Annotated in this window: 5 protein-coding genes; 3 read left to right on the top strand and 2 right to left on the bottom strand. The window is 43.1% G+C overall.

Annotated elements, in window-relative coordinates; translation table 11 throughout:
* Positions 1–799 (bottom strand): acyl-CoA desaturase (locus AACU25_RS36690; RefSeq protein ID WP_339382140.1); only part of this gene is annotated, 799 nt, incomplete at its 3' end.
* A gap of 410 nt (positions 800–1,209) precedes the next feature.
* Between AACU25_RS36690 and AACU25_RS36685 the strand changes: the two genes are divergently transcribed.
* The 3 genes from AACU25_RS36685 (at position 1,210) to AACU25_RS36675 (ending at position 9,597) form a co-directional block, all read left to right on the top strand.
* Positions 1,210–3,522, top strand: a complete 2,313-nt coding sequence (locus AACU25_RS36685) for an NACHT domain-containing protein (RefSeq protein WP_096585672.1) — start codon at positions 1,210–1,212, stop codon at positions 3,520–3,522.
* 1,005 nt (positions 3,523–4,527) lie between these two features.
* Positions 4,528–9,009, top strand: coding sequence for a MobF family relaxase (gene mobF, locus AACU25_RS36680; RefSeq protein WP_096585669.1), 4,482 nt, complete (start codon positions 4,528–4,530; stop codon positions 9,007–9,009).
* 429 nt (positions 9,010–9,438) lie between these two features.
* Positions 9,439–9,597 (top strand): hypothetical protein, encoded by a 159-nt coding sequence (locus AACU25_RS36675; RefSeq protein ID WP_190445954.1) that lies wholly within the window; start codon positions 9,439–9,441, stop codon positions 9,595–9,597.
* A 409-nt stretch (positions 9,598–10,006) separates the two neighbouring features.
* Here the strand turns inward: AACU25_RS36675 and AACU25_RS36670 are convergent, their stop codons facing one another.
* A complete protein-coding gene (locus AACU25_RS36670; protein ID WP_096585667.1) occupies positions 10,007–12,919 on the bottom strand; it encodes a CHAT domain-containing tetratricopeptide repeat protein in 2,913 nt (970 codons plus the stop codon).
* Between the last annotated feature and the right edge of the window lie 101 nt (positions 12,920–13,020).

Genomic DNA, 13,020 nt, shown 5'->3' with positions numbered 1-13,020 from the left:
ATGAAAGTAGCTTGAGAATATAATGGGTACAATCTATTTCCCACCAGTAAAAACCTTGTCGTTCTGAAGCCGGATAATAATGATGATTATTATGCCAACCTTCACCGAGAGTTATGAGAGCTAAAAACCAATTATTGCAACTACTATCTGTTGTGTGAAAACGGCGATCGCCAAAGATATGGGCAAGGGAATTAATTGTAAAAGTCGTATGATAAAGCAGCAAAGTACTTAAACAAAATCCCCACACAAGCATCTGTAACCCAGTTGTTTTTAACTGAGGAATACACAATTGAAGCACTATACCAATGGCAGTCACAGTGATTGCTAGCACAATGGGAACAATCATCGGGAAACGGTTTAACCACCGCAACTCTGGATATTTGGCAAAATCTCGAACTAGCTTTTCGTCGGTTTTGGAATATTTAGGACTCATCACCCAGCCAACGTGCGACCACCACAAACCACGAACAACCGGAGAATGAATATCCTGTTCTGTATCTGCATAGCGGTGGTGATGGCGATGATGTGCTGCCCACCATAGGGGGCCTAACTGCGCCGAAGAATTGCCTAAAACAGCAAGAATAAATTGAAACCAACGCGTTGTTTTATAAGTGCGATGTGAAAAATAACGGTGATATCCTGCTGTGATTCCAAACATCCTGATGAACCAAAGAATGAGGCAGGTAATGAGTGCAAACCAACTAAAACCTACCCAAAAAATTAATAGGCTACTGAGATGAATTGATAGAAAAGGAATATTACCTAAAATAGATATTTTAGGTTCTTGTCTTGATAACATAAATTGCCAGCTTTTGAATCATGTTTACTCATAGCAATGATTACTTTTAAAAAACTTCGTTTGAAATATCTGTAATATTGCAACTTCTGGTTATAGTAATTTGCTTTTTATCTGCTGTCGTCGCTCTAAAGAGCTAACCAGTGTTTGTAGAAAAGTGCTACCTCTTTACTTTTCCAACATGAAGAATCGGTGTTTGAGATGAGGTTTTGGCAAGGGTTAGAGATGTATAAAATGAGTGAATAGCGTTTGAATTTGTTACAAAACTTTAAATATCTAGATTAAATTACCGTTGTATTCTGACTTTTGTATGATTTAACTAGAGCAAAAGATATTTAGCATAAGAAAAAGTATAAAATCCTTGGTATTCATAAAAGTTTAAGCTGTGAATTTTAATATGAGTTTTTTGTCTTATGGTCAGGCGATCGCTTCAAGCTTCAGATATTGGAATTCAACAGGCTAAAAGAGCGTTTGCCCGCAAGGGTTGGACTCAGGAAAATTTGGCGTTAGAAGTCGGTTTAAAGACTCGACAACCTATTTGGCGGTTTTTCTCTGGTCGTCCGGTTGAGCGTCATATATTTTTGGAGATTTGTTCGATATTGGAATTGAATTGGCGGGAAATCGCTGCTGATCCACCGGACGAATTCTCCGATCCCTCAGAAATTGCCCAGGCTCCCGTCTTAGATATTGATGTCTTGGTGCAACAAGTGCGATCGCAACGTCAGGAAAAAATTCAAGACCAATGCGGGATATTGCAGTTATTAGATATGGGTCATCCTGTTGCGATCGATGACATATATATTGATGTGAATATTTTAGAAGACATCCCCAGCCAACAGTGGTTAGATATCTCTAACCTGCAAAACCTTAAACCAACTGAATTTGACCGCTTTGGCTCAGGGGAGGTTGAACACAAACAAATACCAGGGATGCAGGCAGTCGAAACTTACTCCAAGCTCAGGATGCTGGGTAAACCGGGAGTAGGTAAAACCACCTTTTTGCAACATCTTGCCATTCAGTGCAACCAAGGCGCATTTGCCGCCGACCAAGTTCCTGTTTTCATCGTACTGAGGAATTTTGCGGAAGAATCTAGGGTAAGTGGCGAGTTCAGCCTTTTATACTACATCCGCCAGGAATTTGTTAGGTCTGGAATTACAGAAGAATCTGTGATTGAAACCTTGCTTGAGAAAGGCAGAGTATTGCTATTGTTCGATGGGATGGATGAAGTTCTCAACCAAGAAAGTAATGCTGTCTTAAGAGAAATTCGCAGATTTTCTGACAAATATCACAAAAATCGGTTTGTAGCGACCTGTCGCACGGCGGCTAAAAAGCTTACGCTCCGGGGCTTTACCGATGTTGAAATTGCCCCGTTTACCTCTGAACAAATCCGCGCCTTCGCTCGAAAATGGTTTGTGGCATTCACTAAGACAAATACTCAACATGGGCAGGCACAGTCCCTTCAGTTTATTCATAAGCTAGACTTACCCGAAAATTGGCAATTTCGCCAACTCGTGATCACACCCCTATTTCTGCATCTAGCCTGTTGGGTGTTCCACGGTCAGGAAAAATTTCCCACTAAACGAACTGATTTTTATAAGCAAGGGCTGGATCTTCTCTTGGGCAAATGGGATGAAGCCAGAGGCGTTGAACGGGATGAAGTCTACCGAGGATTTTTATTACCACAAAAGCTCAAGTTGTTAAGTCAGATTGCAGCCACAACCTTTGAAGGGGGTCAGTACTTCTTTGAGCAACGGGTGATTGAGCAATACATCAGTGACTATATTCGCAATCTCTCTGAGGTGGCAATGGAACCAGAGGAACTGCAATTAGAAAGTGAAGCGGTACTCAAGTCCATAGAAGCCCAACATGGGCTACTGACAGAACGGGCGCGGGGAATTTTCTCCTTCTCTTATTTGGTGTTTCAAGAATACTTCACGGCGAGAAAAATCGTTGCCAGCCATAACCTACAGGCATTAGAACAAGCTCTGACAGGATTAGTCAGTCACATCACTGACCCTCACTGGCGCGAAATCTTCTTGTTGACAGCTGCCATGCTTCGCAGTGCCGACGGGCTGGTGCAGTTGATGAAGCAACACATTGACGCACTAGTTGCCCAAGACCCTTACCTCCAAGAATTTTTGACTTGGGCAAGCCAAAAATCTCTGACTACCCCGTCGCCACCAAAAGTTGCGAGTACCCGTGCATTTTACCTTGCCCTGGCTCGGCATCCTCACATAGCTTCTCACTTTACCCTAGCCTGCACCCTCGACCAGGGAATGCTTCTGGATGCCGTATTAGATAACTTGCTGCTGGAATGTGCGATCGACCGTAGCCAAGATTTTGCCTATGCTCATGCCTGTGGAGATGCTCTCTCGAACATTCTAAGCATTGTTTTGGATGCTGGACTCCATAAATCCTTGCAACAACTTCAGGAGCAATTGCCGAACCCTAATCAAAACCAAGAAAAATTTCAAGTATGGTGGCAAGCACACTCTTCAGCTTGGATTGAGCAATTAAAAATGACGGTAATGAATTATCGTAACATTAATCACCATTGGCAATTTAGTCAACAGCAACAGCAAGTGTTGCAACGCTACTATGATGCTAATCAGCTACTTCTCGATTGCTTGAATAGCAATTGTGAGGTGACATCTGCGATTAGGCAAGAAATTGAAGCAACTTTATTGCTGCCTCAGAAGGAACTTGAAGATAGGGAATGGCAATAAGCATTAAGATGAAAAATAAATGAACAATTATTAGCTTTACTAATCACAACCAAAGCACTGCTCACCAAAAACTAAGTTGAAGAACTGAGAGTTCTTTTGGCGACGACAGCTACCATGTCAGCCAGAGGAAAAGGGCAGGGCGCAAGGGCGCTTGACTGGTATGGAGCTTGTACATATGTTCCGCCATGCTCCACACAGGGGGAAAGGGTTTGTTCCCCCTGTGTGGAGATCCCTTCCCCCCTGCCTCTTCCGATCAGAACTCTTCTGGAAGCTGACGTTAGCTCAAGCAGAATTTTTTGGCCTGTCCTCGACACGGACTCCGGCTTAGAGTTTGCCCTCAAGTAGTGTTCAAACTATGTCCTGCCACATCAAGGTCAACAATCTTATTTAATGTTCACAGGAAAATTCAATTGAATCTTTTAAATTCACCCCACTGGCGACAGTGGGGTTTTGCTTTACTCACATCCAAGACAACACAAACCCAAACAAGCTTGCATCGCCCTAAACTTTATCACCCCTCACCATCTCATCTCAGTAATAAAAAATTTTAGTAATAAAAGACACTAGTGTGCCAATGTCAGATTTATGGCAGATTTATGGTAAATCTATGGCAAGTTTATGGTAAATCCAAGGATTTTAAGAAACTAACAAGTTAATGCTTATGTCAGAAATAAGGTAAATCTATGGTAAATCTGTGGCAGATTCATGGTAAATCTAAGGATTTTTTCCAGAAAATTTTCTCGCACAGTACGCCAAAAAGTTTGTGCAGAAAAATCGAGTTAGATTTACAATTTCATTGGGTGAAAAAAACTCGTATTAAATAATATTAATTTTTGCAGCATACAATACTACACTTCTGTAGCTTGTAAGATGTTGAAGACGAAAATTTAGAATCTCATTCAACAACTGTGTAGATAAAGAACTGTAATTTTTCAGCAACAATTTTGTAGGTGCAGCTAACCAATTACTATTGAAACCTGAATTCTACCGAAGGTTTTTCGGTAAATGCTGACAGCAAAGAACACAGAGCCTCAGCAAGCAGTACATTACTTCATGGAGGGATATTACCAGGAAGGCACTTCACGCTGGTCTGGTCAGGGTGCCAAGAAACTGGGATTATCAGGTGCGGTAGATCAACAAGAAACTTTCACTAATATTGTCAATGGACTGTCACCAGATGGCAGTCAACACCTTGCTAAAAGAAAGTTGGACTCATCGCAACGAAGAGCAGCAACAGATTTGACTTTCTCTGCGCCAAAAAGTGTCAGCCTGCAAGCATTAGTGGGTGGGGATGAAAAGTTAATTACTGCTCATCAATTAGCGGTACAAAAAACCATTCAACTGATAGAAGAACGCTACAGCTACACTAGGGTGACAACAGACACTCACCGAGTTGCTACCAGAACAGGAAATTTAGTAGTCGCAGAATTTGACCATATTGAAACCAGGGAATTAGACCCACATCTGCATACTCATGCTGTAGTTATGAATATGACGCAGCTAGATAATGGGGAATGGTACAGCTTACTCAATGATGAAATTTTCAAAAATAAGAAATTTCTGGGGATGGTGTACCAGAATTATCTAGCTCTCGAAGTAGAGAAACTAGGGTATCAGGTACAACCTAAAAAGCACGGGCAGTTTGAAATTAAAGGTTTTAGAGAACAGGACTTACAAGAATTCTCTAAACGCAGACAGCAGATATTAACTGAAGCAGGAGAAAATGCAACTTGGGCAGAGCGAGAAGCGGCTTGGACTGCCACTCGTAACAAGAAGCAGAAAATTAACCCCCAAGAGTTAAAAGCTAAGTGGCAAGAAGAAGCGGTAGCACTGGGTATCAAGTTTGTACAAGCAGGGGCGGTGCAGCCAGAACAAAAGCCCCGGTTAGTCAGTGATGAAAATCTGGAGGAGGCGATCGCTCACTGTTCAGAGAGAAATGTAGCGTTCACTCAAGAAGATTTAGAGAAATTCATCCTCAACCAGGGTTTAGCGACCGATGTAAGCTTGATTGAGCCATTAATTAAAGTTAACTCGGAATTACTTAGCCTATCTCAAGATAAACGCGACTTTACCACCCTGGCAGCAGTTAACCGGGAACTGGCGACCATTAAATTGATGCAATCCGGGCAGGGTAAAGTTAACGCACTTGCCCACCAAGAGGTAGTTTCTAGCCATTTGGAGAAAACAGCTTTAAACCCAGATCAGCGTCGAGCGGTACTAGACACAGCAACCACAACTGACCAATTTACAGCATGGCAGGGGGTAGCTGGTGCTGGTAAGACTTTCGCCCTCAAGGAACTAAAAGCGATCGCTGCTGCATCGGGCTACACCATCAAAGGCTTTGCCCCCAGTTCGATGGCGGCTAAAGTCCTGAGTCTTGAGTTAGAAGTTCAAGCCGAAACTGTTGCAAGATTGCTAGAAACTGAAGCACTTGAGGAAATTGAACCAAATCAGATATGGGTAGTGGATGAAGCCGGGTTACTCAGTGCTAAAGATGCTCAAGCTCTTTTAGAACGGGCAGCCTTAGAACAAGCCAGGGTCTTGTTAGTGGGAGACACAAAACAGTTATCAGCTGTCTTAGCTGGTAATCCCTTCAAATCTCTGCAACAGGCAGGTATTAAAACCAGCTACTTAAATTCTTCCAATAGACAACGTGCGCCGAAACTTAAATTGGCAGTAGACCTGGTGGCAGAAGGTCGAATTCAAGAAGGATTTGAACGCTTGGATGAAAATGGTTATATCCAGACTGTAACAGAATCAGACAAAATTGAGGCGATCGCTCGTGACTATATAACAGTCACACCCTCTCATCGAGCGCGGACACTGGTATTAGCTGGCACAAATAAGGAGCGTTTGGCAATCACCCAAGCGATTCGTGAGCGTTTGAAAGCTGAAGGGAGTTTAGGAACTGCAACCACTATCACTCAACTGCAAGCCAAAGACTTAACTTCGGTACAAATGCGCTACACCCACAACTTTGAGTTGGGTGATATGGTCATGCCCACCCGCAGTTATAAGCGCCGGGGGTTGGAGAAAGGCCAGCTTTATTCTGTAGTGGGTAAGGACAGTGATGGGCTAACGCTTCTAGCTAGTGATGGTAAGTATTATCAAGTTGATACGGGATTTGATAAGGCTGTTTACCAACGCCAACAAATTGAAATTGCCGAGGGCGATCGCCTACGCTGGACGAAAAACGACCGACAATTAGGACGGCGCAACGGTCAAGAGTTTGTTGTTACTGCCATTGACAGTAATAACGCTCAAATTCAGTATTTAGATAGCGCTCAAACTGAATTTATCAATCTGCAACAAGCCCAACACTTAGATTATGCAATTGTCAGCACTACATATAGTAGTCAAGGGAAAACTGCCGACAGAGTACTGATAGCTGCTGACCATACTATTGGGCAGGAAAGCTTTTATGTTGCGGTTAGCCGTGCTAGGTATGACTTGAAACTTTATACGGAAGATAAAGACAGTTTACTAGCCCTGGCGCAGTCGAGTAGGGCTAAGGAAAATGCGCTCTCTGCGCTGCGACAGAAGGAATTAGCCAAGCTACACCAGTCAAAGCCTGAAAAAGAAACGGTTGCAAATGCTGTGATTGTAGCTAGAAGCCCGGAAGCAGGGGAGCGGAGGAGCAGAGGAGCTATTGAGCAAAGAAGTAAAGCAGCAGAGGAGCAGAGGAGCGGAGGAGCAGAGGAGCAATTTTATACTGAGTCTTCCCCTTTGCCCCCTTACCCCTCTATTCCCCTGCCCAGTCCTTCCCCTCTGCCCCCCTGCCCCTCTGCGCCTCTGCCCAGTCCTTCTCCTCTGCCCCCCTGCACCCCTGCCCAAGAGCCTTTTACGCAATCGCCTGTTATTAAAAAACCAGTTCCCACTTCATTACAGCCAAAGGTCGCATTTTGGACTCCGAGTAATTTGGGTGAATCCCCAGAAAGACTTGATTCTCAACATTTGCGAGAATTGGTAGAAGATAGTGCCATTCACCCCAAAATTGCTGCCCTTAACTTCAAAAGTCTGCATCAGACTCTCGATTGGGAGCATGAAGCTTGGGAATACCTGATGTACAGCGACCAACTACCACGCACTAATACAGGTAAGTTATCGTCTGATTTTATGAGTAAGTATACTCATATTGAATCAGGCGGTTGGTGGTGTGATGCTGGCGTTAATCCCAAATCCTTTGCTGGACTACAACCAGGAGCTAAACCTGAAAGGAAGCTATGGGGATGCTATAAACCCAATAACCCAAGAGAAAAAGCTGATAAACCCGGTAAGGTTATCAAATATGAGCATCCACCGAAAACTGAACTGAGTATTTTCTTATTAGATGTGCCGGATGATATTGCAGAATGTATCTATGAAAAATTTGGGGTACAGCCAACCGAAAGCGATCGCGTATCGGGATTTTGGTATTGTGTTTGGAAACATAACCTCCCGGTCACTATCACCGAGGGAGCTAAAAAAGCAGCCAGTTTGTTAAGTCAGGGACACCCTGCCATTGGACTGCCTGGAATTTACGCCGGTTATCGCAGTAAGGATGAGCTTGGGGAAAAGATGAAAGCTCGACTCATGGACGAGTTAGCTGTTTTCGCCACACCAGAACGAGAAATTACTTTCTGCTTTGACTACGAGACACGGCCTGAAACTCAACGAAATATAGAAATTGCTATCTCGCGCACTGGGCGGCTGCTAGAGGAACAGGGAGCATCTGTGAGTGTAGTGACATTGCCAGGGCCAAATAAAGGCGTTGATGATTTAATTGTGGCTCAAGGGGCTTTGGCATACGAGAAAGCATATTCTTCAGCATCAACCCTCAAAGCATGGCGGGATAACAATAATCAACAGCGTCATGCTTCACCTGCACCGCCTAAAAAGTTAAGCGACTTTGAGCGTAAACAATTGCTGCTACAACGTTTTAGTGGTCAATTAACTCAAATGGCGTTTAAGAAGGCCATTGATGCACTAACTGACCAACAACTACTGTACTTAGAACAAGCGGTCAAGGAATATTTTGCTCAACCACTGGCTCAAGTCCCTGCACCTATTGATAGGCAAGCCATTGAAAGCGAAATTAGTCATCTTCAGCCACAAATTGATAGTTTGTGGTTAGAACACGCTCACCAAGAGAAAGCTATTAGAACAATGGAGCTTTTTCCGCTTCATCAGTTGAGTAATAAGTACAATGAGGCTTTGGAGCAGCAATTGCAAACTATCGGAACTATTAAAGAATTAGTTACACATAAACACCAGCTTCAATTAAAAATTCAGGAATATGAAACAAGGCGAGAAAATCATGATTCTTGGGAGAAAGAGCAGCAGACTGTTGAAATGAAGACTATGGCACAGATACTTAAATCTCCTGAGTTACAGTCACGATTGACGAGTATTAAGGATGAGATTGAACTCAAAAAACAGCAACTTCAAGCTAGGTTATCTATTTCTCGACAGCCTTCACCACAACCGCGTCGAGGCTTGAGAAGGTGAGATAACAGAGCTGGGGGAGCTGGGGGAGCTGGGGGGGAATGCCTTTTAGGCAGGGCTGGGGAGATATTGAGGCACTTGAGGAATAAGAATTCTTTTTCACTAACTCTTTTCTCCCTGAGCTACTTCTGCTTAAGAAAGCTCTCTTCACTCCAAGAGCTACCCCTGCTACCCCCGCTCCCCCTGCTCCCCCTGCTTATCTGAACCGTGTTAGCTGTCTTCTAATAATGTTTTGCTGTCATCAGGCATTGTCAATGCTTATTCTGATGTCATTTGTTCTGGGTTTATATTGACTCGTTTGTTATTTATCGTGATTCAAAATACTTCAAAGATTCATCATTGAGTTGAAGTTCTAAACCATTGAGTCATTTTGTAGCACAAATGTAGATTTTAGTATTATCTTAGCGCTTTCTATTTTTCTAAAATTATTTTTTGGCTCGAAAACTTGCTCCCAAAATTTGGCGTACTGTGCGAGAGTTTTTGGCATGGTCAAGTCTCTCCCAAGAATTCAAAAACCAACCAATTCATGGAAAAGTTTGGGAAATTAATGACAACTTTTGGGAGAAGTTTGGGAAAATTTGGGAAGCTTGAAGATGATTTAAGTCAAGCTTATTGAGAATAGTGTCAATAAGCTTGAAAAACCTAATTTTATTTTCCTGAAAGTCACTTTTTTTGGGAGATTTAGGGAGATACTTGCCCTGAATATGGAAAATTATGGGAAACTTTGGGGACGAAGTATCACTTTTTTGGGAATTTTTTTTGGACTTTTACTCTGTAAGGCAAGGATATTTGTAGTTAATTTGTAGTTAATTTGTAGTTAAAAACCAAGAGCTTGAGTGGGTATCCATATCTCGGCGGCCACCCTACTATAATCCCGTTCCACTAAAACAGACTGATAGCGTTACTCTTGGAGAATTGGCAATTGAGCATGAATAATAGATGACTAAAAGTGTTTGTCACCAGCACAACTTCCCCTCGACTTGGTAGCGCGTAGTCCGTATTACTTCGCCTCGCCAATTAGAGTAAATGCAGCCCAGTTACTTGGACTTGGATGCTGTTTCATAGTTGTTAACATTGCTTGGCGTAGTGCTTGGGCTTTATCTGGATTCTTCTGTAACTGGCGGTAAAATTCCCCCATCAATAATGCCGAAGGACTATCGGGAATTGACCATAAAGTGACAATCACACTCGGCGCACCAGCAGAAATTAAAACGCGAGATAATCCAATAACGCCATCACCTGTGAGTTTACCTTGTGCGGTATCACAAGCACTTAAAACAACTAATTCGGCGTTAATTTTTAAATCTAAAATTTCATTCGCAGTTAGCAAGCCATCATCCTTACCATCCGGGGCGAGAGCCACAGCACCGGGGACACCTAAACCTTTAAAATCATCAAGTAAGCCGTGAGTGGCAAGATGAATAAATCTCGCTTGCGGTAATCGTTGAATAAAAGCGGCTTTGGTAGCATCCTTACCTGTAATCGCTTTGGTATTTAACAGTTGGGCAATTTCTTTGGCTTCCGTTAGAGCACCTGGTAAGTCCGGTAATTGTTGCGGTGCTTCGCCAATTTTGGGGGCAACGCTGGGCATGATCGGATTGCCCATAACTAAAGCTTGATTACCCGAAACTTTCTGCCGTTGTTTGTGAGTTAAATCTAATACTTGAATTGCTGGGGCAGTGAGGATAGTGTGTTTTTCAATTAAATATTTACCTTGCTCATCTTGTAAAGCGGCGAAGGGAACAAGGAATAAAGATGATTGCGGTATAAATGTTACACGCTCATCAGGATTTTTTGGTAAAAGGTCAGCAATGGGATTAATGAGTAATTCGTGCAGCTTTTGAAAGCGCTGTTTTACTTTAGTCGGATTGGGGTTGTAAGTTACTGTAATACCCCGACCTCTGACACCGATTGACTCGCGGCTGTTGGTGACTAATTGAGCTAAGGTTGTATTCTCTTTTTGCCATAAAGGTTTGAGGTCAGCTTTGCGGAAGGTAACTTCACCATTAGGTTTGATTACCCAAATATAGAGTTCTGATTCTTTAAATTCTTGTTTATCCTGAATTTTGAAATAATCGTAAATAATTGAATATTCAACGACAGTAGCATTTTGTGATTTGGCAATTTGTTTAATCTCGGTAATATTTGGTGGGGCGGGGAATTGTTCTTTGGGGTTAGTAGATAACCTCGAAGCAAGTAACTCCACAAAAGCCCGTCCCCGTCCCCGTTCAGATATTTCTAAAGCAGCATCAGTTTTATTTTGGGCAATGAGGACTTGTTGTAAAAGGCGATATATACTCCTTTGCGTTTCAAAAATTGAGACTTTCTCATTATCCTTTAAGTCTCGACCTCGGAGAGATTCGTAAACTTTAATGCCTGCAATCAGGGTAGTCTCTGCTAAAGTGAGATTGCCTTGTTTGTAGTAAGCAATTCCTAGATTGTTTAGTGTTTGACCCTCACTTTGACGGTCTTGAATTGAGCGTGCTAGAGCCAATACTTGTTGTAGGTAGTTAATAGCTTGTTTGTTGTCTCCCAAAGAAAGGTAAGCAAGACCGAGATTTCCTAGTGCTTTCCCCTCACCTTGACGGTCTTGAATAGAGCGTGCTAGAGCCAACCGTTGTTGTAGGTAGTCAATCGCTTGTTTGTAGTCTCCCAAGAAAATGTAGGCAGCACCGAGATTTCCCAGTGCTTTCCCCTCACCTTGACGGTCTTGAATAGAGCGTGCGATCGCTAACGATTGTTGTTGGTAGTCAATAGCTTTAGGGTAGTCTCCCAAGGAATGGTAGGCAAGACCAAGACCTCCCAGTGAAATACCCTCACCCTCACGGTCTTGAATTTCTCTTTTAATAGCCAAGCTTTGTTGATAGTAGTCAATGGCTTTAGGGTAGTCTCCCAAGGAATAGTAGGCAGCACCGAGACTCAAGAGTGAATTCCCCTCACCTTGACGGTCTTGAATAGAGCGTGCTAGAGCCAATGATTGTTGTAGGTAGTCAATCGCTTGTTTGTAGTCTCCCAAGGAAATGTAGGCAACACCAAGACCTCCCAGTGAATTACCCTCACCTCGACGGTCTTGAATTTCTCGTTTAATAGCCAAGCTTTGTTGATGGTAGTCAATGGCTTTAGGGTAGTCTCCCAAGAAATAGTAGGCAGTACCGAGACTTCCCAGTGCAATACCTTCACTTTGACGGTCTTGAATAGAGCGTGCTAGAGCCAAGCTTTTTTGTAAATACTCAATGGCTTTAGGGTAGTCTCCCAAGGAACGGTAGGCAAGACCGAGACTTCCCAGTGCTTTCCCCTCACTTTCACGGTCTTGAATTGAGCGTGCGATCGCTAACGATTGTTGTTGGTAGTCAATAGCTTTAGGGTAGTCTCCCAAAGAATAGTAGGCAGTACCCAGATTCAAGAGTGCTATCCCCTCACTTTCACGGTCTTTGATTTCCTGTGCTAGAGCCAAGCTTTGTTGATGGTAGTCAATAGCTTTAGGGTAGTCTCCCAAAGAATAGTAGGCAAGACCGAGATTTCCCAGCGCAGCACCCTCACCTTGGCGGTCTTTGATTTCCCGTGCGATCGCCAAGAATTGTTGAGCGTACTCAATGGCTTTAGGGTAGTCTCCCAAAGAATAGTAGGCATTACCGAGATTTCCCAGCGCCCAACCCTCACCTTGACGGTCTTTAATTTCGCGGTAGATAGAGAGTGCTTGTTGCCACGATTGTAATGCTGCTTCAAATTGACTTGTTTTATACTCCTGATAACCTTGCTGCAACAGTCTCTCTGCTTCGGCTTTCCGCGCCTGTGGTGTTTGCGCCAGAACTCGTAACTCTCCTGGTGCTGCTTTAATGTTGAAACTTATCGGCGTGGAAGCAGTGGCAATAACTAGGGCGAGGAAACTTAGACCAAGGTTAGGAAAACGCATACTGAAGGATGAAGGATGAAGTTAAAGACAGGGGAAGTATGGGGCTTAAGTAATTCAATTAAGCCTTTTGAATCATCAAAATCCTAAATTTTTGGGGAATG

It is taken from the genome of Tolypothrix tenuis PCC 7101 (genome assembly GCF_963874875.1).
Taxonomy (GTDB): domain Bacteria; phylum Cyanobacteriota; class Cyanobacteriia; order Cyanobacteriales; family Nostocaceae; genus Aulosira; species Aulosira tenue.
The sequence above is the reverse complement of the archived record's forward strand: the minus strand, read 5'-3'. Positions and strand labels throughout refer to the sequence as shown.